This is a genomic window from Neorhizobium vignae (assembly GCF_000732195.1).
In the GTDB taxonomy this organism is placed as follows: Bacteria; Pseudomonadota; Alphaproteobacteria; order Rhizobiales; family Rhizobiaceae; genus Neorhizobium; species Neorhizobium vignae.
Genome location: NZ_JNNU01000004.1, coordinates 61,360 through 85,951, shown reverse-complemented (window position 1 = coordinate 85,951; position 24,592 = coordinate 61,360). Strand labels below are relative to the sequence as shown.

27 protein-coding genes are annotated in these 24,592 nt (G+C 61.4%); 12 read left to right on the top strand and 15 right to left on the bottom strand.

Annotated elements, in window-relative coordinates:
* The first annotated feature begins 19 nt into the window (after positions 1 to 19).
* On the top strand, positions 20 to 1,279 hold the full coding sequence (metK, locus tag GQ59_RS07285) for a methionine adenosyltransferase (RefSeq protein ID WP_037079400.1): 1,260 nt from the start codon (positions 20 to 22) through the stop codon (positions 1,277 to 1,279).
* 84 nt (positions 1,280 to 1,363) lie between these two features.
* Positions 1,364 to 2,065, top strand: a complete 702-nt coding sequence (gene trmB, locus GQ59_RS07280; protein ID WP_037079398.1) for a tRNA (guanosine(46)-N7)-methyltransferase TrmB — start codon at positions 1,364 to 1,366, stop codon at positions 2,063 to 2,065.
* Positions 2,066 to 2,069: 4 nt separating this feature from the next.
* Here the strand turns inward: trmB and GQ59_RS07275 are convergent, their stop codons facing one another.
* Together GQ59_RS07275 and GQ59_RS07270 are read right to left on the bottom strand one after the other, a co-directional pair.
* On the bottom strand, positions 2,070 to 2,327 hold the full coding sequence (locus tag GQ59_RS07275; RefSeq protein ID WP_037079396.1) for a BQ00720 family protein: 258 nt from the start codon (positions 2,325 to 2,327) through the stop codon (positions 2,070 to 2,072).
* Positions 2,328 to 2,371: 44 nt separating this feature from the next.
* Positions 2,372 to 2,800 carry an Hsp20 family protein gene (locus GQ59_RS07270; protein WP_037080224.1) on the bottom strand — a complete coding sequence of 143 codons (429 nt, stop codon included), beginning with the start codon at positions 2,798 to 2,800 and terminating at the stop codon, positions 2,372 to 2,374.
* Positions 2,801 to 2,995: 195 nt separating this feature from the next.
* On the opposite strand from GQ59_RS07270, the gene GQ59_RS07265 reads away from it, so the two are divergent.
* On the top strand, positions 2,996 to 3,937 hold the full coding sequence (locus GQ59_RS07265; protein ID WP_037079395.1) for a nucleoside hydrolase: 942 nt from the start codon (positions 2,996 to 2,998) through the stop codon (positions 3,935 to 3,937).
* Positions 3,938 to 4,133: 196 nt separating this feature from the next.
* Here the strand turns inward: GQ59_RS07265 and GQ59_RS07260 are convergent, their stop codons facing one another.
* Positions 4,134 to 5,033, bottom strand: a complete 900-nt coding sequence (locus GQ59_RS07260) for a ribokinase (protein WP_037079393.1) — start codon at positions 5,031 to 5,033, stop codon at positions 4,134 to 4,136.
* Positions 5,034 to 5,083: 50 nt separating this feature from the next.
* On the bottom strand, positions 5,084 to 6,289 hold the full coding sequence (locus GQ59_RS07255; RefSeq protein WP_037079390.1) for a DNA recombination protein RmuC: 1,206 nt from the start codon (positions 6,287 to 6,289) through the stop codon (positions 5,084 to 5,086).
* A gap of 111 nt (positions 6,290 to 6,400) precedes the next feature.
* Between GQ59_RS07255 and def the strand changes: the two genes are divergently transcribed.
* The 3 genes from def to truA are packed head-to-tail and all read left to right on the top strand — an operon-like array spanning position 6,401 to position 8,674.
* Positions 6,401 to 6,916 (top strand): peptide deformylase, encoded by a 516-nt coding sequence (def, locus tag GQ59_RS07250; RefSeq protein WP_037079387.1) that lies wholly within the window; start codon positions 6,401 to 6,403, stop codon positions 6,914 to 6,916.
* A 58-nt stretch (positions 6,917 to 6,974) separates the two neighbouring features.
* A complete protein-coding gene (fmt, locus tag GQ59_RS07245; protein ID WP_037079386.1) occupies positions 6,975 to 7,910 on the top strand; it encodes a methionyl-tRNA formyltransferase in 936 nt (311 codons plus the stop codon).
* On the top strand, positions 7,910 to 8,674 hold the full coding sequence (gene truA / locus GQ59_RS07240; protein WP_037079383.1) for a tRNA pseudouridine(38-40) synthase TruA: 765 nt from the start codon (positions 7,910 to 7,912) through the stop codon (positions 8,672 to 8,674). Before fmt ends, truA begins: the two co-directional genes overlap by 1 nt.
* 13 nt (positions 8,675 to 8,687) lie before the next feature.
* Here truA and GQ59_RS07235 read toward each other — a convergent pair whose 3' ends face one another.
* The 4 genes from GQ59_RS07235 to dapD are packed head-to-tail and all read right to left on the bottom strand — an operon-like array spanning position 8,688 to position 11,982.
* Positions 8,688 to 9,284 (bottom strand): hypothetical protein, encoded by a 597-nt coding sequence (locus GQ59_RS07235; protein WP_037079380.1) that lies wholly within the window; start codon positions 9,282 to 9,284, stop codon positions 8,688 to 8,690.
* 33 nt (positions 9,285 to 9,317) lie between these two features.
* Positions 9,318 to 9,938, bottom strand: a complete 621-nt coding sequence (locus tag GQ59_RS30530) for a hypothetical protein (protein ID WP_051903859.1) — start codon at positions 9,936 to 9,938, stop codon at positions 9,318 to 9,320.
* Positions 9,922 to 11,118 (bottom strand): succinyl-diaminopimelate desuccinylase, encoded by a 1,197-nt coding sequence (gene dapE / locus GQ59_RS07225; protein ID WP_037079377.1) that lies wholly within the window; start codon positions 11,116 to 11,118, stop codon positions 9,922 to 9,924. The genes GQ59_RS30530 and dapE overlap by 17 nt, the downstream gene beginning before the upstream one ends.
* A 9-nt stretch (positions 11,119 to 11,127) precedes the next feature.
* Positions 11,128 to 11,982, bottom strand: a complete 855-nt coding sequence (dapD, locus tag GQ59_RS07220) for a 2,3,4,5-tetrahydropyridine-2,6-dicarboxylate N-succinyltransferase (protein WP_037079376.1) — start codon at positions 11,980 to 11,982, stop codon at positions 11,128 to 11,130.
* A gap of 136 nt (positions 11,983 to 12,118) precedes the next feature.
* On the opposite strand from dapD, the gene GQ59_RS07215 reads away from it, so the two are divergent.
* On the top strand, positions 12,119 to 12,979 hold the full coding sequence (locus GQ59_RS07215; protein ID WP_037079373.1) for an LOG family protein: 861 nt from the start codon (positions 12,119 to 12,121) through the stop codon (positions 12,977 to 12,979).
* 57 nt (positions 12,980 to 13,036) lie between these two features.
* Positions 13,037 to 13,345 (top strand): hypothetical protein, encoded by a 309-nt coding sequence (locus GQ59_RS07210; protein WP_037079371.1) that lies wholly within the window; start codon positions 13,037 to 13,039, stop codon positions 13,343 to 13,345.
* Between the two features lie 92 nt (positions 13,346 to 13,437).
* Here GQ59_RS07210 and GQ59_RS07205 read toward each other — a convergent pair whose 3' ends face one another.
* Positions 13,438 to 14,094 (bottom strand): EF-hand domain-containing protein, encoded by a 657-nt coding sequence (locus GQ59_RS07205; protein WP_037079369.1) that lies wholly within the window; start codon positions 14,092 to 14,094, stop codon positions 13,438 to 13,440.
* Between the two features lie 110 nt (positions 14,095 to 14,204).
* Positions 14,205 to 14,918: a pyrimidine 5'-nucleotidase gene (locus GQ59_RS07200; RefSeq protein ID WP_037080220.1), complete on the bottom strand. Its 714-nt coding sequence runs from the start codon at positions 14,916 to 14,918 to the stop codon at positions 14,205 to 14,207.
* Between the two features lie 105 nt (positions 14,919 to 15,023).
* Between GQ59_RS07200 and GQ59_RS07195 the strand changes: the two genes are divergently transcribed.
* Together GQ59_RS07195 and GQ59_RS07190 are read left to right on the top strand one after the other, a co-directional pair.
* On the top strand, positions 15,024 to 15,926 hold the full coding sequence (locus GQ59_RS07195; protein WP_037079366.1) for a DMT family transporter: 903 nt from the start codon (positions 15,024 to 15,026) through the stop codon (positions 15,924 to 15,926).
* Between the two features lie 72 nt (positions 15,927 to 15,998).
* The gene (locus GQ59_RS07190; protein WP_037079364.1) at positions 15,999 to 16,772 is read left to right on the top strand and encodes an isocitrate lyase/PEP mutase family protein; all 774 of its coding nucleotides are present in this window, start codon (positions 15,999 to 16,001) and stop codon (positions 16,770 to 16,772) included.
* Positions 16,773 to 16,791: 19 nt separating this feature from the next.
* Here GQ59_RS07190 and argB read toward each other — a convergent pair whose 3' ends face one another.
* A complete protein-coding gene (argB, locus tag GQ59_RS07185; protein ID WP_007771514.1) occupies positions 16,792 to 17,679 on the bottom strand; it encodes an acetylglutamate kinase in 888 nt (295 codons plus the stop codon).
* Positions 17,680 to 18,032: 353 nt separating this feature from the next.
* Here argB and GQ59_RS07180 point away from each other — a divergent pair, with 353 nt between their 5' ends.
* A complete protein-coding gene (locus tag GQ59_RS07180) occupies positions 18,033 to 18,590 on the top strand; it encodes a fasciclin domain-containing protein (RefSeq protein WP_037079361.1) in 558 nt (185 codons plus the stop codon).
* Positions 18,591 to 18,677: 87 nt separating this feature from the next.
* Here the strand turns inward: GQ59_RS07180 and yihA are convergent, their stop codons facing one another.
* The 4 genes from yihA to rpmH form a co-directional block, all read right to left on the bottom strand.
* The gene (yihA, locus tag GQ59_RS07175; protein WP_037080219.1) at positions 18,678 to 19,325 is read right to left on the bottom strand and encodes a ribosome biogenesis GTP-binding protein YihA/YsxC; all 648 of its coding nucleotides are present in this window, start codon (positions 19,323 to 19,325) and stop codon (positions 18,678 to 18,680) included.
* A 152-nt stretch (positions 19,326 to 19,477) separates the two neighbouring features.
* A complete protein-coding gene (yidC, locus tag GQ59_RS07170) occupies positions 19,478 to 21,283 on the bottom strand; it encodes a membrane protein insertase YidC (RefSeq protein WP_037079360.1) in 1,806 nt (601 codons plus the stop codon).
* On the bottom strand, positions 21,283 to 21,675 hold the full coding sequence (gene rnpA, locus GQ59_RS07165; RefSeq protein ID WP_037079357.1) for a ribonuclease P protein component: 393 nt from the start codon (positions 21,673 to 21,675) through the stop codon (positions 21,283 to 21,285). Before rnpA ends, yidC begins: the two co-directional genes overlap by 1 nt.
* 28 nt (positions 21,676 to 21,703) lie before the next feature.
* Positions 21,704 to 21,838 carry a 50S ribosomal protein L34 gene (rpmH, locus tag GQ59_RS31005; RefSeq protein WP_080719113.1) on the bottom strand — a complete coding sequence of 45 codons (135 nt, stop codon included), beginning with the start codon at positions 21,836 to 21,838 and terminating at the stop codon, positions 21,704 to 21,706.
* Positions 21,839 to 22,330: 492 nt separating this feature from the next.
* On the opposite strand from rpmH, the gene GQ59_RS07160 reads away from it, so the two are divergent.
* Positions 22,331 to 24,358 (top strand): HAMP domain-containing methyl-accepting chemotaxis protein, encoded by a 2,028-nt coding sequence (locus GQ59_RS07160; RefSeq protein ID WP_037079356.1) that lies wholly within the window; start codon positions 22,331 to 22,333, stop codon positions 24,356 to 24,358.
* Positions 24,359 to 24,592 lie beyond the last annotated feature (234 nt).

The following is a 24,592-nucleotide window of genomic DNA, read 5'->3' as shown; positions in this document are numbered from 1 at the left end:
CTTTGAGGGGAATCCCGTAATGCGCGCAAGTTATCTGTTCACCAGCGAGTCCGTTGCCGAGGGCCATCCGGACAAGGTTTGTGATCGTATCTCCGATGAAATTGTAGATCTTGTGTACCGCGAGGCGGCCAAGACCGGCGTCGATCCCTGGACCGTGCGCATTGCCTGCGAAACGCTGGCGACCACGAACCGTGTCGTCATTGCCGGCGAAGTCCGCCTGCCGCCGAGCCTGATGAAGAAGGACAAGGACGGCAAGGACGTCATCAATCCCTCGAAGTTCAAGTCCGCCGCCCGCAAGGCGATCCGCGACATCGGTTACGAGCAGGAAGGCTTCCATTGGAAGACCGCCAAGATCGACGTGCTGCTGCATTCCCAGTCCGCTGATATCGCACAGGGTGTCGACAGCGCTGCCGACAAGCAGGGCGACGAAGGTGCCGGCGACCAGGGCATCATGTTCGGTTACGCCTGCAAGGAAACGCCGGACCTCATGCCGGCGCCGATCTATTATTCCCACAAGATCCTGCAGCTGCTCGCGATCGCCCGCAAAAAGGGCGAGGGCGATGCCGGCAAGCTTGGACCGGACGCCAAGAGCCAGGTGACCGTGCGTTACGAAAACGGCAAGCCGGCCGCTGTCGATTCGATTGTTCTTTCCACCCAGCATCTCGACGAGACCTGGGACTCCAAGAAGGTCCGCCAGGTCGTCGAACCCTACATCCGCGAAGCGCTCGGCGACCTGCCGATCGCCAAGGATTGCAAGTGGTACATCAATCCGACCGGCAAGTTCGTCATCGGCGGCCCGGATGGTGACGCGGGCCTTACCGGCCGCAAGATCATCGTCGACACCTACGGTGGCGCGGCTCCGCACGGTGGCGGTGCATTTTCCGGCAAGGATACGACCAAGGTCGACCGTTCGGCCGCTTACGCTGCCCGTTATCTGGCGAAGAACGTCGTCGCGGCCGGCATCGCCGACCGCTGCACGATCCAGATTTCCTACGCCATTGGTATCGCCCAGCCGCTGTCGATCTATGTCGACCTGCACGGCACGGGCAAGGGCGTGACGGAAGACCAGGTGGAAGCCGCCATCCGCAAGGTCATGGACCTGTCGCCGACCGGCATCCGCCGCCATCTCGACCTCAACAAGCCGATCTATGCCAAGACGTCCGCTTACGGCCACTTCGGCCGCAAGGCCGGCCGCGACGGTTCGTTCTCCTGGGAGAAGACCGATCTGGCAAAGCCGCTGAAGGATGCGCTGAAGGAAGAGACCCTCAAGGCTGCGTGATCGGCCTTTACGGATAGCTCCATAAAACTGTAAAGCGGGTGCCTCCTGACGGAGACGCCCGCTTTTATCGTGAGAGACCAGCCCATGACCGAACCGCAGCACCCGAGCCGCAGCACCGAAGCCTTCTTCGGGCGCCGCAAGGGCAAGCAGCTCCGCGAACGCCAGGCGGAGGGGATTGCGACATTGCTGCCTGCGCTGAAGCTCGATCTTGCGGCGCCAGCGCCCGCCGTGCTTTCAGAGATATTTCCCATTCCGGTGGAGGAGTTGCGGCTGGAGATCGGCTTCGGCGGCGGCGAGCACCTGGTCCACCGCGCGCAGGAGAATTTGAAAACCGGGTTCATCGGCGTCGAGCCTTTCGTCAATTCCATGGCGAAGCTTTTGTCGCGCGTCGACGAACTGGGGCTGAAGAATATCCGGGTCTATGACGACGACGCCACGCAGGTGCTGGACTGGCTGCCGGATGCCTCGCTCGATCGCATCGACCTGCTCTATCCGGACCCATGGCCTAAGCGGAAACATTGGAAAAGGCGGTTTGTATCTGCGGTCAATCTCGACCGATTCCACCGCGTGCTGAAGCCGGGCGGTCTTTTCCTGTTCGCATCCGACATCGACACCTATGTCAACTGGACGCTGATCCATTGCCGCGACCATGGCGGTTTTCAATGGCAGGCCGAGCAATCTTCCGACTGGCTGACGCCCTTCGCCGGCTGGCCGGGTACGCGATACGAGAACAAGGCCCGCCGAGAAGGTCGTTCCTCCGCCTATCTGACGTTCAGGAAAGCCTGAATGGTCAGTGCAGGCTGACGGTCTTCAGGTCGTCTTCAGCTGCCTTGAAGAAGGTGCTGGAGCGATTGTCGGTCAGAAGAATCGGCGTGCCATCTGCGCCGAACAGGGCCCATAGATCGAGACTGGGGTCGATATCCGGGGCTTCAGGGAAACAGCGGGACACTTCATCCGACCGCATCTTGCGAATATATCCGACCTCTCCAGCGCCCAGATGAGCAAGTTCGGACTGCGTCAAACGCGTATTCGCTTCTTTCAGGAGCATTCCAGCCTCCAGCATTGAGGGGCAACGGCATTAGCGCCATTGACCTACTCTGAGACGGAAATGTTAATTTTTCGCACCATGCGTGCGGGCTCGGGGCGGATAAGGTCGACAGAGAGCAAGCCGTTCTTGAGCGAAGCCCCGGAGACCTGCATTCCGTCGGCCAGCACGAACATACGCTGGAACTGGCGGGCGGCTATGCCGCGGTAAAGATAGTCGCGCTCACCCTGCTCCGTCTGGCGTCCACGGATGACGAGGTGGTTTTCTTCCGTCGTCACCTCGAGTTCGGCTTCGGAAAAGCCGGCGACGGCTAGCGTGATTCGCAGCCGTTCAGGCGCACCGGAATCATCGGCGCGGAGGCGTTCGATATTATAGGGGGGGTAACCGTCGTTCGCCTTCGCAAGGCGTTCGAGTGTCTTTTCCATGGCGTCGAAGCCCAGTAGCAGGGGGCTCGCAAACGGCGTCATTCGGCTCATCGTACAGTCCTTGCAACAAGCGACCACGTTGACGCCCGCCGGGCGGCCCGCCAACTCGTCCGTTATATGGGAGGTTATGACCGCGACCGCAAGGATGAGCGCCGGGCCGATGGCCAAGGCTGCCCGATGCCGATCATCCGGCACTTGACAGAATGTCGGGTTGTGGACCACTACCCCCGGAAAAAGGGAGCATTCATGCAGCGCAGGAAGATTATCATCGATACCGACCCGGGTCAGGACGATGCCGCGGCGATCATGCTTGCCTTTGCGAGTCCCGACGAGATCGAAGTGCTTGGTCTCTGCGCGGTCGCGGGAAACGTGCCGCTTTCCTACACCAGCCGCAACCTCCGGATCGTCTCCGAACTCTGCGGCAGGCCGGATGCACCGGTTTACGAGGGCGCGCTGAAACCAACCATGCGCCCACAGGTGACCGCCGAGCACGTGCACGGCAGGACCGGCCTCGACGGTATCGAACTGCCCGAACCGACAATGCCCGTGAAAGATATCCATGCGGTCGACTTCATCATCGACACGTTGCGTACCGAGCCTGCCGGAACGGTAACGCTCTGCACGCTCGGACCGCTCACCAATATCGCGCTTGCTCTTGAGAAAGCGCCGGACATCGCGGGGCGCGCGAAGGAACTGGTGATGATGGGTGGCGGCTTTTTCGAGGGCGGCAACATCACGCCCGCTGCCGAATTCAACATCTATGTCGATCCCCAAGCGGCAAAGACCGTGTTCGCCTCGGGCATGCCGATCGTCATGATGCCGCTCGACGTCACCCACCAATTGCTGACGACCAAAGCCCGAGTCGAGAAAATCGCCGCGCTCGGGACGCATCCCGCAAAGGTTCTGGTCGCGTGGCTCGCCTTCTTCGAGCGCTTCGACATCGAAAAATACGGCTCCGATGGCGGACCGCTGCATGATCCGACTGTCATTGCCTACCTTATCAAGCCCGCACTCTTTTCGGGCCGCGACTGCAATGTCGAGATCGAAACACAGTCGGATCTGACGGTCGGCATGACGGTGGTTGACTGGTGGCACGTCTCCGGCCGCAAGCCGAATGCCAAGGTGATGCGTCATGTCGATGCCGACGGCTTTTTTGAATTGCTGACGGAGCGGGTCGCCCGGCTCTGAAGGCCTGCCGCAGGCGCCGAAACGCGGAACCGGGCCGGGGGGACCAGAGACTTCAGCGTTTCCGCTTCCGTGCTCGCGGCGGTGGTCTCTTCCACCATCGGGGCGACCTGATCTTAAGCGAATTATATCAGCTAAAATTGTAGGTACGTTATCCCGCGGCGCAGCGAAGCCGCGGGGAATGCTCGATCGGAGCAGCTTAGACCCTGGCGTCGACGGCCTCGGCAGGTGGGATGGACGGCTGGGCGCCGCGGCTGAGGCAGGCGAGCGAACCGGCCACCGCGGCGCGGCGGAGCGCTTTTGCAAAATCGAGCCCCTGTTCGAGGCTTGCGGCCAGGTAACCGCAAAACGTGTCGCCGGCGCCGACCGTGTCGACCGGTTCGATCTTCAATCCCTCGGCCGTCACGATCTCTCCGTCGCGGATCGCGACCACGCCGTCGCCGCCGAGCGTAACGACGAATGTCTGGCCGGTTTCCGCGTGCAGTTTTTTCAACATCTCCCGGCGCGCGGCAGCGTCCGGGATCGGGCTTCCGGCCAGCAGTTCGAATTCCGTTTCATTGGCGACGACAATATCCCCGAGCCGGGCAAGCCGGGCCGCATCGCCGGTCAGCGGCGCCGTGTTGATCACCGTCAGCACGCCTTTGGCACGCGCCGCGTTGAGCGCCGTCTCTACCGCCTCGGCCGGGATTTCGAGCTGCAGCATCAGGATATCGCCGATCTTCATGGCGTCGACCGCCGCCTCGGCCTGCGCCGCGCTCACTGTACCGTTGGCGCCGGCCACCACCGCGATCATGTTTTCGCCCGTGCCGCCCACCAGGATCAACGCCGTGCCGGTCGGATCGGTTACGCGGGCGACCGCGGAGAGATCGACCTTGGCGTCATCGAGAAGTGCCAGCGCCGGCGCAGCAAAACCATCTTCCCCCACGGCTCCCACCATATGCACGGCGCTTCCGGCACGGCGTGCGGCGAGCGCCTGATTGGCGCCCTTGCCGCCGGCGGCGGTCGCAAAGCTCGATCCTGCAACCGTCTCGCCCGGCTGGGGCAGGCGCTCGGTCGTGGCGATGAGATCCATGTTGATGGAGCCGAGGACGGTGATCATGGCGGGCCCTGCTTGCGTAAATTAAAGTCGCGCGACACTGCCCGAGAGGATCACTCCTCGTCAACCACCCGCAGCTTGAGCAGGCCGGTACGGCTTTCGACCGCCTTGGCCTGGGGCCGATCGTGAGCCATCTCGGCTGCCTGGGGCGCCTCCAGCTCGAGAGCCTCTATCTTGGCGCCGCGGCGGTTGAGCTTGTCGGTGGAGGTGAGGATCTGTTCGACATCTTTCTGCGCCGCGAAGAAATGCGCCTGAAGTTTGCGGGTGCGGTCGTCGAGACGCGAAAGATCCTCGATCAGCAGGGCCACTTCGCCCTGGATGAGATGTGCCTGCTCGCGCATGCGCTGGTCCTTCAGCACGGCCTGGATGACCTGGATGGACAGCATCAGGAGAGAGGGCGAGACAATGACGATTCGGGAACGTTGCGCTTTCTGGACGGCGCTTTCGAAATGCTCGTGGATCTCCGCGAAGATCGATTCCGACGGCACGAAAAGGAAAGCCATTTCCTGCGTTTCGCCCGGGATCAGGTACTTTTCCGAGACATCGCGGATGTGAACCTCGAGGTCGCGCTTGAAGGCCTGGGCGGCGGCCCGTCTGGCTTCGGGTGCCGCAGCCTCGCGAAATGCGTTCCAGGCTTCGAGCGGGAATTTGGCATCGATCACCAAAGGCGGAGCGCCGTTCGGCATTCTGATCGTGCAGTCGGGCCGGGTCCCGTTCGAAAGCGTGGTCTGAAAGCCGTAGGCGCCCATCGGCAATCCGTCGGCAATGATCGCTTCCATTCGGCCCTGGCCGAAGGCGCCGCGCGTCTGCTTGTTCGACAGGATCGCCTGCAGGCCGACGACGTCCTTTGCCAGCGTCTGGATATTGTTCTGGGCTGCGTCGATCACCGCCAGCCGTTCCTGCAGCCGCTGCAGGTTCTCGTGCGTCGACTTGGTCTGTTCGGTGATCGTCGCGCCGATCCGGTGCGTCATGCCGTCCAGCCGCTGGCTGACCGATTGGTTCAGTTCCGACTGCCGCGTCGAAAGCGTCTCCGCCATTGCCGACAGCCGTCCCTGCATCTCGCTTTGCGCTCTCAGAAGTTCGGAAAGCCGGGCCTCGCCTTCCATCGCCCGCAACGTCGCATCTTCCTGACGCCGAAGCGATGCCCGGCGGACCAGAAACAGCCATAACAGCAGCAATGCCGCTCCACATATTACCGCCAACACGACAGAGCGCGGATCGTCGAAGAAACGGGAAAGGCTGGCAACGAGATTATTCATGGCGGGAAACTAACAGAATTTTGCCGCTTGAAAAGATCAAAACGTGAACATTTCGCTTGCTCCGGCCGTAATTTCTATTCCTTCGGAAAAAAAGATGGGTTATGGGAAGCCATGACGATCAAGCCTCTGATTATTCTGCCTGACCCGATCCTGCGTCAGGTTTCCAAGCCGATAGAGCGTGTTGACGCCGAGCTTCTGACGCTCGCCGACGACATGCTGGAGACCATGTATGACGCGCCGGGCATCGGCCTTGCTGCGATCCAGATCGGCGTGCCGCGCCGTCTGCTCGTCGTTGACATCGCCCGTGAAGGTGAGGAAAAGCAGCCGCAGGTCTTCATCAATCCGGAGATCGTCAAATCCTCCGACGAGAGCTCCGTCTATGAAGAGGGCTGCCTTTCCATTCCGGAATATTATGCCGAGGTGGAACGCCCGGCGACCGTCAGCGTCAAGCATCTCGGCCGCGACGGCAAGGAATATGTGGTAGAGGCCGATGGCCTGCTCGCCACCTGCCTGCAGCACGAGATCGATCACCTGAATGGCGTGCTTTTCATCGACCATATTTCCCGCCTGAAGCGCGAGATGGTGATCAAGAAATTCACCAAGGCTGCCAAGTCCAAGGCGGTCTGAACCGTCGCTCAGGCGATCTGAGTTAAGAAGGCGCGGTCTCTTGAGACGCGGAACGTCCATGTCTCTTCGCATCATCTTCATGGGAACCCCGGAATTTTCCGTGCCGACGCTGCAGAGCCTCAAGCACGCGGGCCACGAGATCGTCGCGGTCTATACCCAGCCGCCGCGCCCGGGTGGCCGCCGCGGGCTCGATCTGGTGAAGTCGCCGGTGCATCAAGCCGCCGAACTGCTGGGCATTCCCGTTTTGACGCCGGTGAATTTCAAGGATCCCGAGGAGCGCGAAAAATTCCGCGCGCTGAGGGCGGATGTTGCCGTCGTCGTCGCCTACGGCCTGCTGCTGCCGGAAGCGATCCTGACGGGCGCGCAGCTCGGCTGCTACAACGGCCACGCTTCGCTCCTGCCGCGCTGGCGCGGTGCCGCGCCGATCCAGAGGGCGATCATGGCAGGGGACAAGAAGACCGGCATGATGGTCATGCAGATGGAAAAGGGCCTCGATACCGGCCCCGTTGCGCTGACGAAAGAAGTGGAGATCGGCGAGGACATGACGGCGGGCGAACTGCACGACAAGCTGATGCTGGTCGGTGCCCGTGCCATGGTCGAGGCGATGGAAAAACTCGAAGCCAATGACCTGCCGCTGACGCCGCAATCGCCGGAAGGCGTGCTTTATGCCGCCAAGATCGACAAGGGCGAGACGCGCATCGATTTTTCAAAACCCGCAGATGATGTGCATAACCACATCCGCGGTCTGTCGCCTTTCCCGGGCGCATGGTTCGAGGCGGAAATCAACGGCAGGCCGGAGCGTGTGAAGGTTCTTCTGTCGGAAGTGGGCGAAGGACGGGGCGAGCCCGGAACGGTTCTGGACGACGCACTGACCATTGCCTGCGGCGCGGGTGCGGTGCGGCTCCTCAAATTGCAGAAGGCCGGGGCGAAGCCTCTGGCGGCTCCAGAGTTCCTGCGCGGCACGCCGCTTGGGCCTGGCACGAGGCTCTCCTGATGCCGCGATTCCGCATGACCGTCGAATATGACGGCACGTCCTATGTCGGCTGGCAGAAGCAGAAGAATGGCCACTCGGTACAGTCGGCGCTTGAAAATGCCATCCTGTCGTTGACCAAGGAGAGCGTCGTGGTCAAGGGCGCTGGCCGCACCGATTCCGGCGTTCATGCGCGCGGGCAGGTGGTGCATGTCGATCTCACGCGGTCGTGGCAGCCACACCGGCTGCGCGACGCGCTGAACGCCTATCTGGGCATGGCCAGGGAGAAGGTCGCCATCGTGAGCGTGCAGGTCGTCGAGGACACGTTCGACGCCCGCTTTTCTGCTGTCCGGCGATACTATCTCTACCGCATCATTTCACGGGCCGGCCCGCTGGCGCTGGATGCGAAGCGCGCCTGGTGGGTCACGAAGGATCTGGATCATGAAGTCATGCATGCTGCCGCCCAGACGCTGGTCGGAAAGCACGATTTCACGACCTTTCGTTCGGTTCATTGCCAGGCGAAAAGCCCCGTCCGCACGCTGGACATGCTGGATGTCACGCGCAGCGGCGATCTGATCGAAATCCGCGCGACGGCACAGAGTTTCCTGCACAATCAGATTCGTTCGCTTGCAGGCACGTTGAAACTGGCCGGTGAGGGCCGCATGACGCCGGCGGATGTCCGCGCAGCCCTGGACGCCCGGGACCGCAAAGCCTGCGGGCCGGTGGCGCCGCCGGAGGGACTTTATTTCATGCGCGTCGATTATCCAGGCGACCCCGTAGAGCCCTGAAGCGCCGGCTTCGTCAGAGCGGGTAAATGCCGAGGAAACGCTGCAGAGCTTCGGTCAGCAGCATGCTCGGCACGATCAGCACCAGCACCAGCGTGGTGATCATCAGCGGCTGCGGCCCGCAGATCATCCGCATTACCCGCGATACAGCGACGATCATGACGATCAGCAGGGCGAAATGGACAAGCGCCAGGATGGTGTCGAGGCTGGGTGGCAACAGGAAGCGCAGGCTCAGCAGGCCGTAGAGATAGGCGAACGGAACCGAGAGCCAGTTGACGCTGACGACGACCGCCGGAAACTTTCGGGCAATGCCGAGAAGCGAGCAGAGCACGCCGGCAAGGATCAGCGGCACCAGCCAGTTGAAGATTTCCAGCATCGCCATGCGAACGAAGAAGATCCCGCCGATCCGGGCGCCGGGCGGCATGCCTTCGAGCAGATAGTCGCGCCACCAAAGCCACGAGATGAACGCTCCCGGCAGGCACCAGACGAACGCCCAGAACGAGCGCATCATGCCGCGATCGGAAATGTCGAGCAGGCGAAAACCTTGTGCATCGCCGCGGATCAGCAGCCAGAGACCGCTCAGATAAAGTCGGACTTCAGGATAGGAGGGCAAGGTTGCCTCCCCGCAAAACGGCGAAATCACGCATCAGGATAACGAAACCCCCATGATATTCTCCAGTTCGCGCGCGACAATAACTTCTGCCACAACCACGAGCCCGAGGGTCGCAACCCGGATCATCGCCGGGCCCCCCATCACCGTTCTCAGAATGCACCACATGAGAAAAAGGGCGGCGATCAGAAGGGTTGCTGCCAGCGCGATCACGCCATAGCCGGCAAGGCTGGTAAAGGCGCCATGCTGGTCGGAAAGGAAGGCGGCAGGCGCCAGAATGACATAGGTCGCATAGGCGAGCGGAACGGTAAACCAGTTGCGCAACACGATCAGGATCCGCACCAGCGGCATGAAGCGCAGAATGAAGCCGAGGGCGATGAGCGCCACGGCCGGCACGATCCATTGGGCAGCTTCGAGAACCAGCATCTTCAGGAAAAAGATGAAGGAATAGTCCTCTCGTTGAGGGAAATGGCGAAGGTATTCCATCCGCTGGAAGATCCAGCCGACAACGAGTGCCGGCGCGCACCAGGCGACTGCCCAGAACGAACGCAACACGCCCTCGTCCGAAATGTCGAACGGCCGCAAACCGCGGGCATCACCGCGGATCAGCAGCCAGAGGCCGCCGAGGTAGAGCCTGACTTCATGATAGGAGGGCATTATCGAACCAGCGGGAGATGAATGTCCCATAGATTTGGGTAAGCGTCTCCAGATCGGCAAGGGCCACGCGCTCGTCGATCATGTGCATGGTCTGGCCGACCAGGCCGAATTCGACGACGGGGCAATAATCCTTGATGAACCGGGCATCCGACGTGCCGCCGGTGGTCGAAAGCTTCGGCACCTTGCCGGTCACGCTTTCGACGGCGCCGGAAAGCGACGCGATCAGGGCGTTGTTGCGGGTGAGGAAAACGTGGCTCGGGCGTTCCGCCCAGGTGATCTCGTAACGCGCCGGCTCCCGATCCGGGCGAAGCGGGCTGTCGATCGCCGCCGCATCCAGCCGTCGGACGATCTCTACCTTGACGGTGTTGGCCGTCCAGGTGTCGTTGAAACGGATGTTGAAGGCGAAGGTAGCTTTTGCCGGAATGACGTTGGTTGCCGGATTGCCGACATCGACGGACGTCACTTCCAAGTTTGAGGCCGGGAATTCCGCCGTGCCGTCGTCGAAGGGTGGGTTCATCAGCGCTGAGGCGAGCGGCAGGAGGCCGCGCACTGGATTGTCGGCGAGATGCGGGTAGGCCGCGTGGCCCTGGACGCCGAAGACGGTAACCTTGCCGGAGACCGAACCGCGCCGGCCGATCTTGATCATGTCGCCGAGCACATCGGGATTGGTCGGCTCGCCAACCAGGCAGGCATCCCAGGCCTCGCCCCGTTCAGCGGCCCACTTCAGCAGCTTCTCGGTCCCGTTGACGGCTGGGCCTTCCTCGTCGCCTGTGATCAGAAACGAAATAGAACCTTTCGGCGCGCCGTGTTGCTCGATGTGGCGGGCGACGGCGGCGACGAAACAGGCGATCCCGCCCTTCATGTCCACCGCGCCGCGGCCGAACAACTCATTGCCGACGATCTCGCCGGCAAACGGCGGCCGGCTCCATGAGGTTTCATCCCCCGGCGGCACCACGTCCGTATGGCCGGCGAACATCAGATGCGGCGCGTCGGTGCCGAGCCGGGCATAGAGGTTCTCAATGTCCGGCATGCCGGGCTCCGTCGCCACCATGCGCTCGACCTTGAAACCGAGCGGAAGCAACATTGCCTCCAGCGCCGCAAGCGCGCCGCCCTCGGCGGGTGTCACCGAAGGGCAGCGAATGAGCGTCTGGAGATTGGCGATGGGATCGGCACTGGACATTGGATGGGATCAGTCGCGCAGCAGTTCGTTGATGCCGGTCTTGGAACGGGTCTTTTCATCGACGCGCTTGACGATCACGGCGCAGTAGAGGCCGGGGCCCGGCTCGCCGTTCGGGAACGGCTTGCCCGGCAGAGTGCCGGCGACGACCACCGAGTAGGGCGGTACTTCGCCATAGCTGATCTCGCCTGTAGCGCGGTCGACGATCTTGGTCGATTTGCCGATGAACACGCCCATGCCGAGCACGGAACCCTGGCGGACGATGCAGCCCTCGACGACTTCCGAACGGGCGCCGATGAAGCAATTGTCCTCGATGATGGTCGGGCCGGCCTGCATCGGCTCCAGCACGCCGCCGATGCCGACGCCGCCGGAGAGGTGCACATGTTTGCCGATCTGGGCGCAGGAGCCGACCGTCGCCCAGGTGTCGACCATCGTGCCTTCGTCGACATAGGCGCCGAGGTTGACGAAGGAGGGCATCAGGACGACGTTCTTGCCGATATGGGCCGAGCGGCGTACCACCGCGTTCGGCACGGCGCGGAAGCCGGCGGCGCGGAACTGGTTTTCGCCCCAGTTCTCGAACTTGGAAGGCACCTTGTCCCACCAGGTGGAGGCGCCGGGGCCGTTCTTCACCACTTCCATGTCGTTGAGACGGAAGGACAGGAGCACGGCCTTCTTCAGCCATTGATGCACCGTCCAGGTCCCGTCTTCGCTGCGGCTCGCGACCCGCGCCTTGCCGTCGTCCAGCAGGTTGAGCGCTTCCTCGACCGCATCGCGGATTTCCCCCTTGGTCGAAACCGTGACGCTGTCGCGGTTGTCGAAGGCGGTCTCGATAGTCTTTTCGAGGGAAGAGAAGTCGGGGCTGCTCATGGGAAATCCTTAAACGTCACTCGGTATCGTGATGGTGGGAGAGGTGGCCATTTGGTGTCATTTGATCTAAGCGACCGCCACTCAAGCGTCAATGTGAATTGGCGTCAATGCATTTGACGCCGGAAGGATCATGCGAATGGCAAAGGCGAAGAAGGATGGCCCGCGAGGCAAGGACGGAGTCTGGGATCCGCTGAAGGACAACAAGGCGGACAAGAATGCCGCCGCCGTCCTGCCAAAGACGCCGCAGACGGAATCGCATTCCTATCGCCTCGCCTATGCAGATGACGAATTCCTCAGCCGCGAAGAGCTTCGTCCCGTCCGTCTCCAACTTGAGTTGATGAAGACGGAAATGGCGCTCGCCGAGCGGGGTATCAAATCGACCGTCGTGCTGTTCGGCGGTGCCCGCATCCCGGCGCCCGGCCAGAGCGCCTGGGCCGCCCGCAACGACACCCAGCGCCAGAACCTCGAAGCGGCTTCGGTTTATTACGACGAGGCGCGCAAGTTCGCCGCCCTCTGCGGCGAGCATTCTGCCGGCTACAACCATCAGGAATACGTGGTGGTGACCGGCGGTGGCCCGGGCGTGATGGAGGCTGGCAACCGCGGTGCGGCGGAAGCCGGTGCCCCGAGCATCGGGCTGAACATCATGCTGCCCCACGAGCAGGCTCCCAACCGCTTCGTAACGCCGGAGCTCAGCTTCAACTTCCACTACTTCGCCATCCGCAAGATGCATTTCATGATGCGGGCGAAGGCAGTCGTTGTCTTTCCCGGCGGGTTCGGCACGCTGGACGAAATGTTCGAGGCGCTGACCCTCATCCAGACCAAGCGCATGGAACGCATACCGCTGATCCTGTTCAGCGAAGCCTTCTGGCGCGGCATCATCAATTTTGGCGCACTCGCGGAATTCGGCACCATCGCCCCGGACGATCTCAACCTCATCAGTTTTGTAGAGACGGCCGAGGAGGCGTGGAAGATCATCTCAGATTTCTACGAGCATTGAAGGCTTGATTGAAAGTCGAGAAGTTCGCGATTAGATTGTCGGTAGAGGGTTGTTGCGATGACCGATGAAGTCGTAGATCTGAATTTTCTGGCCAAGCTTGGGCAGCGGACGAATGACGAGATTCGTGCGCTTCGTAAGGAAGTTGCTGAAATCAGGACGCTGACGATCCAGACCTATGAATTCTCGAAGCGCCTTGAACGGCGCCAGGCGGAGATTAGGGACGATCTGGAGCTTTCGATCAAAATCGAACTTGGCGGGGCTTTGTCCCATATGCAGTCAACGATCGAACAGTCCCTTGTCCGTATAGAGGATAAGGTGGAAGAGGTTGCCGACCGGGTAACCGCGGTCGAGCACAGACCTTCCTAAATATTGGTCTCCAAAAATAAAAGAACCCGCCCCTTGGGGAAGGGGCGGGTCCTTTGGACGACTGTCGGAGCTAGTTCCAAGGGGGCGGAGAACTAGAGGGGGCGGTCCGGCAGGTCGTCGATGGAAATGGTTCCATCCTTGTTGGTATCCATGCGGGCGAACAGCTTGTCGGATGCAGCGGCGGCTTCCGTCTTGGTGATCTTGCCGTCCTTGTCTTCATCGACCATGCGGAACATGCCATGGCCCATCATCTGGCGGCCGTGCGGGCGTTCCCAGCCGGCATCTTCGCGGCGCCCGCCGTGGCGGCCCTGACCATCATGGTTCCATGCGGAATGATCGCGGTCGCGGCGATGGTCGTCACGTCGGTCGGCCATATCGCGGTCGGATTGGTCATCCTTCTTGTCGTCGGTATTGGCGACTTCCGGCTGGTGGTTCTTGCGGAACTCTTCCATCTTCGCCTGGCGATAGTCGAGCATCTCGCCGCGCGTCAGGGAACCATCCTTGTTGGCGTCGATTGCGGTGAAGAGCTTGTCCTGGAAGGCGGTCATCTCGTCCTTGGAGACCTTGCCGTCCTTGTCGGCATCGGCGTTCTTCAGCAGGCGGACGAACATCACGTCCTGCATCATGGCGCGGCCGGGACCACCATGGCGGCCGGGACCATCCCGCCCCGGGGCTGCGAAGGCAGGAACGGCTGCGCCGGCGATCAGCGCTGCTCCAAGGGTCGCCAGAACGATCTTCTTCGCGGTCATTGTGGTGGTCCTTCAGGTTGTTTCGATAGCCTGAAGATAGGAGGGGCAACCCGTCAAAACCACTTAAACATCCGTAATGTGGATGAACTTTTCGTAATGCCGATAAAACCTTAATCGAGATTGAGGCCGTTGAGGAAGCCGGCCAGATCGTCGGTCACGTAGTCGATGTGGTCGTCTTCGTCGCTGAGCTTTTCCCAGCGTTCCATCAGCACCGCGTCGAGGTTGCGCGGCACGAGGAGGATGGTGCGCATGCCGAGCGCCTTCGGCACCTGCAGATTGCGCGGCAGGTCCTCGAACATCGCGGCTTTTCGCGTATCGATCCGGTGCAGGCTCGCGAACTTGTCGTAAGTCGCGCCCGCCGGCTTCGGCACGTAGTCTGCGGCGACGATGTCGAATATGTCGTCGAAATTATCCAGGATGCCGAGCGCCCGGGCGGCGGCTTCCGCATGCGGCACGCTGCCATTGGTGAAGATGAACTTGCGGCCGGGCAGCGCCTTGATCGCTTCGCCGAGTTCCGGATGCGGCAATAGCGCCGAATAGTCGATCGCATGGGCCTGTTCGAGAAACCCGTCCGGATCGATGCCGTGGTTCAGCATCAGGCCCTGCAGCGTCGTGCCGTGCTCGTGGTAATAGCGTTTCTGCAGGGCTTTCGCTTCCGCCGGCTCAAGCTGCAGCAGTTCCTGCACATAGGCCGTCATGTTCTTGTCGATCTGCGCGAACAGATTGATGTGATGCGGATAAAGCGTGTTGTCGAGATCGAACACCCAGTCGCGGACATGGGCGAAATCGGCGGGATCGGGCGAGGTCTGCGGCTTTTTTTCCATGGCCGCTTTATGCACCGGCTCGGCGGCAAAGAAAACGAAAAAGACGAACGCTTTCGGCCAGGGCCGACCTTGGCGATCTGCCGGAACGCGTGATACCGCCAGCATATGGAACTCTGGATCCCCATCACCATCGCCGCTGCCTTTCTGCAGAATTTGCGCTCTGCCCTTCAGAAGCATCTGCAGGGTTCGCTTGGCACGCGCGGTGCAAGCTTCGTGCGCTTCGGCTACGGTTTTCCGATCGCGATCCTCTATGTCTTGTGCCTTCACCATATCGCCGGTTATCCGTTCCCGGCATTGAACTGGACCTTCGCTCTTTGGGCGGTGATCGGCGGCCTGGCGCAGATATTCGCGACCATGATGCTGGTGCATCTCTTTTCGCTCAGAAACTTTGCGGTCGGGACGGCCTATTCCAAGACCGAGCCGGTGCAGGCCGCCATATTCGGCTTCATCCTGCTCGGCGAAAAGCTGACGCCGGGCTCGGTTGCCGCGATCATCGTCGGCGTGATCGGCGTGATGACGATCTCGATGGCGCGCATGCCGCTTTCCTGGCGCAACATGCTGGTCGCCATGACCAGCCGCACCGCCATGATCGGCATCGCCTCAGGTGCAGTCTTCGGTATTTCGGCCGTTTCCTATCGCAGCGCTTCACTGTCACTCGATGGTCCCGGACCGGTCATGGAGGCCGCAGTAACGCTCGCCTGCGTCACGACTTTCCAGACCGCCTTCATGCTGGTCTGGATGTTCTGGAAGGACAAGCGCGAGATCGTCAAGGTCATTCTCTCCTGGCGTTCGTCCTCTTTGGTGGGCCTGGCAGGCGTCGTCGGCTCGGCCGGCTGGTTCACCGCCATGACCCTGCAGCAGGTGGCCTATGTTCGCGCGCTTGGGCAGATCGAGCTCGTCTTCACCTTCATGGCATCCTATTTCCTTTTCCATGAACGGGTGAACCGCATGGAAGTGTTCGGCTGCCTCTTGATCGTCGGCGGCATCCTCGGGTTGATATTTTCCTGATGCGCGCCCGATTCGCGGCGGCATCCGTCACCGAAACCGGTTAGGTTAGTCCGATCAACAGGAGGATCATCGATGTCTCAGAGCGACAAGGCAGCCGCGTTCGCAGCGCTTCACCGGAAGGGCAATCCGGTCATCATCTACAACATCTGGGATGCCGGCACGGCCAAGGCGGTTGCGGAGGCCGGAGCGAAGGCGCTCGGTACCGGAAGCTGGTCGGTCGCCGCAGCGCAAGGGTATGCCGACGGCGAGAATCTGCCGCTGGATGCATTGCTTGCCACGGCGAAATCGGTCGCCGCGGCGGTCGACCTTCCCCTGTCGGTGGATTTCGAGGGCGGTTATGCGGAAGATCCGGCCGAACTGGCGGCAAATGTCGCGAAGGTCATCGACGCGGGCGCCATCGGCATCAATTTCGAGGATCAGGTGGTCGGCGGCAGCGGTATCTATCCGGTGGAGCAGCAGGCCGAGCGCATCCGTGCTATCCGGGCCTTGGCGGACACGCGCGATATGCCGTTCTTCATCAACGCCCGCACCGATCTTTTCCTGCAGAAAGGCGACCGGACGAAGCATGCTGCGCTTCTCGATCAGGCGATCGAACGTGCCCAAGCCTATGCCGAAGCCGGAGGCAACGGGTTCTTCGCACCGGGACTGGCCGATGAGGGGCTGATCGAGACGCTATGCAAGGCCTTGCCGCTGCCGGTCAACATCATGATGTTCAGCGGCGTCCCGTCGCCAAAACGGCTCGGCGAACTCGGCGTCAGCCGGGTCAGCTACGGCCCCGGTCCCTACCGGGCGATGATGGCGAAACTGAAGGAAGACGCCGCGGCGGTTTTCACCGCCGCTGGCTGAGCCTTGAAGCCGTTCGCGATCAGGGAACGATCAGCGTTCCGGCGCCGTGCTCGGTGAAGATTTCGAGCAGCACCGAGTGCGCTGTCTTGCCGTTCAGGATGACGACGCCCTGCACGCCGGCCTTGATCGCCTCGATGCAGGTCTCGACCTTGGGTATCATGCCGCCGGAGATCGTGCCGTCCTTGATGAGGGCCTGGGCCTGGGCGACCGTCAGCTCCTTGATCAGCTGCTTGTCCTTGTCCAGAACACCCGGAACGTCGGTGAGGAAGAGCAGGCGGGTGGCACTGAGCGCGCCGGCGATGGCGCCCGCGAACGTATCGGCATTGATGTTATAAGTCGCGCCGTCGCGGCCAGGCGCGACCGGGGCGATGACCGGGATCATTTCCGATTTGGCGAGCAGGTCGAGCAGCGTGCGGTCGACTTCCACCACTTCACCGACGAAACCGAGGTCGAGGACCCGCTCGATATTGCTGTCCGGATCGATGATGGTCTTCTTGGCCTTTTCGGCGAAGACCATGTTGCCGTCCTTGCCGCAAAGGCCGATCGCCCATTCGCCGGTCTGGTTGATCAGCGCGACGATTTCTTTGTTGATCGAGCCGGCGAGAACCATTTCGACGATCTCGACGGTCTTCTGGTCGGTGACCCGCAGGCCGGCTTCGAACTTGGACTCGATGCCCATCTTCGTCAGCATGGCGCCGATCTGCGGACCGCCGCCATGCACGACGATCGGGTTGACGCCGGACTGCTTGAGAAGCGCGATATCCGCCGCGAACGCCTTGCCGAGTTCGGTGTCGCCCATGGCGTGGCCGCCGTATTTCACGACGATCGTCTTGTTTTCGTAACGCTGCATATAGGGCAGCGCCTGTGCCAGAAGCTTGGCCTGAAGTTCGCTTTCGGAAGCCGTCATCGGATACCCCTGAATGATAAGTGGGGCCTTTTAGCGCATGTTTCTGACAGAGGAAATAATCAGTCCGCGAGATTGTCGCCCAATCGACGTGTCGGCGGCGGATAAATGGCGGCCGTATTCCGGCAAATACCCCTCGCCGGAAAGCCCAGACATGACAGTCTGCAAACGGCGAAGCAGATATACATCAATAAAAACAGCGGCTTAAAAGTCTATAGGCGGTTTCGTCGCCAGCCTTGAAACTCTTCTCCTCTGCCTTCCGTCTCTTGCGATGTCTCCGCCGATGTCGGGACGCCGGGCCTTGGAGGCGCGCATCCGCGCCGGGGCAAGTCGATTTTTTTTAAGAGGAAGCCATCATGTTGAAGACCGCACTCCGCACGCTCGCCGTCGCGACCGTTCTGTCCGCTACGGCTGTGACCGCCTTCGCCGCCAATCCGAAGGTCGGCGGCGCCGCGATGTACGAAGAGAAGAACATCATCGAGAATGCCGTGAACTCCAAGGACCACACGACGCTCGTCGCCGCCGTCAAGGCTGCCGGCCTGGTGGAGACGCTTCAGGGCAAGGGTCCGTTCACGGTTTTTGCACCGACCAACGAAGCCTTCGCCGCTTTGCCCAAGGGCACGGTCGAAACGCTGCTGAAGCCGGAAAACAAGGCCCAGCTCACCAAGGTGCTGACCTGCCACGTGGTCGCGGCCAGCGCCATGTCAACCGCCATCGAAAAGATGATCAAGGACGACAAGGGCACCCATGACGTCAAGACCGTCGGCGGCTGCGTCCTGAAGGCCAAGGAAAGCATGGGCAAGATCACGCTCACCGACGAAATGGGCGGCGTGTCGAGTGTCACTATCGCCGACGTCAAGCAGTCGAATGGCGTCATCCACGTGGTCGACAAGGTACTGCTGCCGAAAATGTAAACGCCGGTCCCACCCGCTGGGGCTTTTACATCAGAATCCGGTCGCCTCTCTCGGGGCGGCCGGATTTGGCGTTTCCATAGGGCAGCGTCAGAGCGGCCGGCCGACGGTTTCGGCGATCGCCTGGCGCAGTTCCTCGATCCCCTTGCCTTTTTCGGACGAGGTGGAGAGCACGAACGGGAAGGCCGCTGGGTGTTTGCGGATTTTTTCCTGCGTCTCGGCCAGCAGCTTCACCACGGCCGGTTCCTTGATCTTGTCGGTCTTGGTCAGCACGATCTGGTAGGAGACGGCCGCCTTGTCGAGCAGGTCCAGTACCTCCTCGTCATTCGTTTTGATGCCGTGGCGGCTGTCGATCAGCACATAGACGCGTTTCAGCGTCGCGCGGCCGCGCAGGTAGTCGAAGACGAGTCTGGTCCAGGCGTCAACGGTTTCCTTCGGCGCCTTGGCGTAACCGTAGCCCGGCATGTCGACCAGCGCCATCGGCGGCAGGTCGGTACCTGCGCCCGAATAGCCGTCCGGCACGAAATAGTTGAGTTCCTGAGTGCGGCCGGGCGTATTGGAGGTACGCGCCAAGCCCTTCTGGCCGACGAGCGCGTTGATCAGCGACGACTTGCCGACGTTTGAGCGGCCGGCAAAGGCAACTTCGAGCGGGCCTTCCGGTGGCAGGAACTTCATCGAGGGCACGCCGCGGATAAAAATCCAGGGGCGGCCGAAAAGCGGCTTGTCGTCCGTGCTCATGTCTGCGGGCATCGGTTCTGGTCGTCCTGTTCTGTCGAAAGGCACGGCTTCAAGGTTTTGGCCGGCAATGTCAAGCTTTCGGGCTTTGCAGCCCTATTCCAAAAGAAAAACCCCGGACCAGCCGGGGTTCCTCGTCGGTGTCTTGGCGGACGCTATTTTGTCGGCGCCTCTTTTCGTCGGAAGAAGCCCTTCAGATTGTCGAAGAGTTCGATCTTGGCGCCATGACGTTTCATGATGATCGCCTGCTGCGTCACCGACAGGGTGTTGTTCCACGCCCAATAGATGACGAGGCCGGCCGGGAAGGACGCCAACATGAAGGTGAACACCAGCGGCATCCAGGTGAAGATCATCGCCTGGGTCGGATCCGGCGGCGTCGGATTCATGCGCATCTGCACAAACATCGTGACGCCCATCACCAGCGGCCAGACGCCGATCATCAGGGCGTGCGGTACGTCGAAGGGCAGCAGGCCGAAGAGGTTGAAGAGCGACGTCGGGTCGGGAGCGGACAGATCCTGGATCCAGCCGAAGAACGGCGCGTGCCGCATTTCGATGGTGACGTAGATGACCTTGTAGAGCGCGAAGAAGACCGGAATCTGCAACAGCACCGGCCAGCAGCCGGCGATCGGATTGATCTTTTCTTCCTTATAGAGCGCCATCATTGCCTGCTGGAGGCCCATCCGGTCGTCGCCGAACTTGGCCTTCAGCTCTTCCATCTTCGGCTGCATGCGTTTCATGTTGGCCATGGAAGCGTATTGCTTGCTGGCGAGCGGGAAGAACAGCGCCTTGACGACGATGGTGGTGAGCAGGATCGCGACGCCGAAATTGCCCACGTGACGGAAGAAGAAGTCCATCAGCTGGAACATCGGCTTGGTGATGAAGTAGAACCATCCCCAGTCGATCAGGCGGTTGAATTGCGGAACGCCGAACTCCGTCTCGTAGCGCGAGATCAACGGCACTTCCTTGGCGCCGGCGAAGACGAGGTTCTTGAGTTCGGTGGATTGACCCGGCTGAACCGTCAGGTCGTCGCCCTTATAGTCCGCCTGGTAGCTCGCCTGAGCACCTGCGAAGTGCGAGAAACGTGCAACATAGGGCAGCGTCTGCGGCGGCACGATGGTGGCAGCCCAGTACTTGTCGGTGATGCCCATCCAGCCGGTCGTGGCTTTCTCGTTGGTGAACTGCTCTTTTTCAATATTGGCGTAGGTGTGCTCGTCGAGGCTGCCGCTCTCGCCCATCACGCCGATGAAGCCTTCGTGGATGACCCAGACGGACGGCGTTGCCGGCTTGTTGTTGCGCAGCACGCGGCCATAGGGCGTCACCGTCACCGGGGCGGCCGTCTTGTTGTCGACCTTGTCGGCGACGGTCAGCATGTAGTGGTCGTCGATCGAAATCGTGCGCGTGAAGGTCACGCCCTTCTCGTTGGTGAAGGTCAGCGTCACCGGCGTCTGCTGGGTGAGCTTGTCGCCGCTTGCGAGCGTCCATTGCGTGCCGGTGCCGGGGGCGGCGCCAATCGATTCATTGGGTATATAGCCGATTTCCGTGAAATAGCCGTCAGTCGTATCGGACGGCGAAAACAGCGTGATGATCGGGCTCTTGTCATCGACGGTCTCGTGATACTCGCGCAGCTTGAGATCGTCGAAACGGGCGCCGGTCAGGTTGATGGAGCCGATCAGGGCCGGCGTCTCGATCTGCACGCGCCGCGACCGTGCGAGCGCCTGGTCGCGGGAGAGCGCAGCAGTTGCCGGGTTGGCGCCGGGCAGGTTCCCCAATACGCCGGAACCACTCTGGGCGCCGGGGCTTTCCGGCAAAACAGGCTGAGCGGTTTCGCCCTGCAGCGCGCGGCTGGCCTCTTCGGCGCGCCGCTGGGCTTCCATCCTCGGGTTCATATAGAGGAATTGCCAGGCAAGAACGATCAGCACCGAGAGCGCGATCGCGATGAAGTAATTGCGGTTCTTTTCCATCATGCTTTCCTGGAACGGGTCTCCTCGGACCGCTTTGGTCTCGGCTTGCTTTCGATACGCTCGATAAGCTGGGCCGTCATATCCGCAAAGGGGGCCGTAAGCACCTCCCGCCGCGCGACAATCACATAGTCGTGTCCGTTCTTCATTGCAAATCCGGCAGATTGCCTCACCGCCTCGCGGAGACGGCGGCGCATGCGGTTGCGTTCGACCGCGTTGCCATGTTTCTTGGTAACGGTGAAACCGACGCGCGGCGCTTCGTCCGGCTGGTTTCGATCAAGGACTTCCAGAAGGAAGTTCCGGCCCCGGCGGGATTCGCCCCCGCGGACGGCAAGGAACTGCGGCCGGCTTTTAAGCCGCCCGACAGTTTTCTCGTTCTTTGTCTCAGTCGTCATCGCCCGGTCGTCTCGGGCATCTCAGGCCTTAGGCCGAGAGACGCTTGCGGCCACGGGCGCGACGTGCGGAGAGAACCAGACGACCACCTTTGGTGGCCATACGGGTACGGAATCCGTGGCGGCGCTTGCGAACAAGCTTAGACGGTTGATAGGTACGCTTCATTTATTTTAATACCGCGGTGTGCGGCCCTTCTTGGAGTTTGCCGTCATCACGACGGCAAGAGCGCTTCGGAAAAACGATCTGCGCAAGCGGCTGCATGCGTGCAAGCCCGCCGGAGCTGAACGTGGGCGGCTTATAAGAGGACTCCGCCGCAAAAGTCAATCGCTGCCGGGATTTTTGGGCCTGTAGGCCGAGAGCCGCCCGATCTTTATCGGTCCCGTCTGCTGGTGCGACATTGGAGGTGCGTTCGAACTAATATCCCCCATGAATTTAGGGGTGAAAAATAGTAGGCGCGAGCCATCCTCCCTGTCAAATGTCAAATATCTCAACCGAGGCGCGCGCCGGGAAAAGTCATGCCCGCCGGGGCTGCGTAGCCACTTTTTCTCTAAGTGTTTCGTTAATTTCTAAAGCCTAATTTTAGCAATTGAATGGAAGAAAATCTGGGTTACGGGCCTGTCTTCCTCGCGTGATAAGTCCCGTCTGGAAGGGTAAGAAATGAAAATTCGAGGGAAAATCAACCTCCTCGTAGGCCTCATGAGCCTTGTCGCCTGCTTTATCGGCGGCATGGCGCTATTTGCCATGGCCGAATATCGCCAGATGATGGTTCAATACGAATTGGCCGCAGACCGGGCGCATAAGGGCGAACACCTGAACCGGCTCGTCACCGCCGTCGTCATGGAATCTCGCGGTGTCTACATGTCGAAGGATACCAAGGAGGCCGCAAAATTCGCCGATGGCATCCTCGCGTATCTCGATGAAATGGGCAAGCTTCTGAAGGAATGGGACAAGATCGTCCCGGCCGACGAGCGCGCCGTATTCGATAAGCTGCTTGCCCGTTCCAGGGAGTTCAACGGCTTCCGGACCGAGACCGCCCGCTTGGGCCGGGAGGTGAGCCCGGCTGCCGCCAACGAGCAGGGCAACAACGACGCCAACCGCAGCAACCGCAAAGCCTATCAGGTCGAGATCGATGCTATCGTCGGCACCGACAAGGCCGTCCTCGCTGCGGTCAATGAAGAGCTCAATAGCTTCACGCGGACCCTTTTCATACTTGTCTCCGCAGTCACTCTTGCAGGCGTTGCCGCAGGTGCCGGTTTCGGTCTCTATCTGGGGCGCCGCCAGCTGAGCCAGCCGATCACCGATCTGACACGGGCGATGAAACATATTGCCTCCGGCGAGTTCGACACGGTCGTCAACGGTGCGAACCGCGCCGACGAGATCGGCGACATGGCAGCCGCGATCGAGATCTTCCGCAGGAACGGCATCGAAGTCGCTCGCATGAATGTTTCCGAAGCGACCATGCGTGGCAAGAACGACGACCTCCAGGCGCGTATGGCCGCCGTCGTCGCGGCCGCCGCGGAAGGGGATTTTACCCGCCGCATCGACAAGCAATGGGGCGAGGAAAGCCTCGATCGTTTCGCTCGTGACGTCGACATGCTGGTCGGGAGCGTCGATGCCGGAGTGTCGGAAACCCGACGCGTCGTCAAAAGCCTTGCCGAGGGCGACCTTACCGACAGCATGCGAGGCAATTTCAAGGGCGCATTTGCCGAGCTGCAGCACAATGTCAACGGTACCATGGATACGCTGCGCGGCACGATGCGGAATGTCCGCACCGCCACTGGCTCCATCAACGGCAGCGCCGCCGAGCTGAGCCGCGCCACCAATGATCTGTCCCGTCGCACCGAACAGCAGGCCGCAGCGCTGGAAGAAACATCGGCAGCGCTCGCTGAGATCACCGCCGTCGTCAAGACGTCGACCGAGCGGGCGCATGAGGCAACCGTCATGGTCAGCGAGGCCAAGCAGAGCGCGGTCCAGTCGGGCGAGGTGGTGCGGAGCGCCGTCGATGCGATGGGCCGTATAGAGCAGGCCTCCCGCGAGATCGCCCAGATCACCAATGTCATCGACGAAATCGCCTTCCAGACCAACCTTCTGGCACTGAACGCCGGCGTCGAGGCCGCCCGTGCAGGCGAAGCCGGCAAGGGTTTTGCGGTCGTCGCTCAGGAGGTCCGCGAACTCGCCCAGCGCTCGGCAAGTGCGGCAAAGGGCATCAAGGCGCTGATCAGCAAGTCCGGCGAGGAAGTCGCCGGAGGCGTGATGCTGGTCCAGAAGACCGGCGAGGCACTGTCGGAAATCGAAACCCGCGTGCTGCGCATCAACGATCATATCCATTCGATCGCCGTCGCTTCCCGCGAGCAGGCGACGGGGCTTGCCGAGGTCAATACCGCCGTCAACCAGATGGACCAGGTGACGCAGCAGAATGCCGCCATGGTCGAGGAGACGTCCGCGGCGACGCAGACATTGTCTTCCGAGGCCGACAGCCTGTTTGCACTCGTCTCCAATTTCGACATCGGTCAGGAGGGCGAGCGCGTTGCCGAACCGGTCAAGACGTCGCGGCCGGTCGCGGCAGCTGCCGTCCATCGGCCGCGCGTCTCTCCGGTAAAGGCGATGACGGGTGCGCTCTCGCGGGCCTTCGGCGGAGCGGCCGTCGCAACGGCTGCGGTTGCCGGAGAATGGGAAGAATTCTGATCCAGGTTCCCATATCAGTCGAATAGGAAAGCGGAGAGGGAAACCTCTCCGTTTTCTCTTTTGCACTGCGGCAAAGGGGACTGGTAAAAAAAACGCCGAACCTCTAAAATAAGCGATCATCCGTAGGCTCGTATCAATCCGGCGGGCCGGTTATTCGGAAATGGAGATCCGCATGGACGACGAGGTTCATACCTCGGGGCGCTCGGGGTCCTCGCCGGAAGGCGTAGGCCCGGA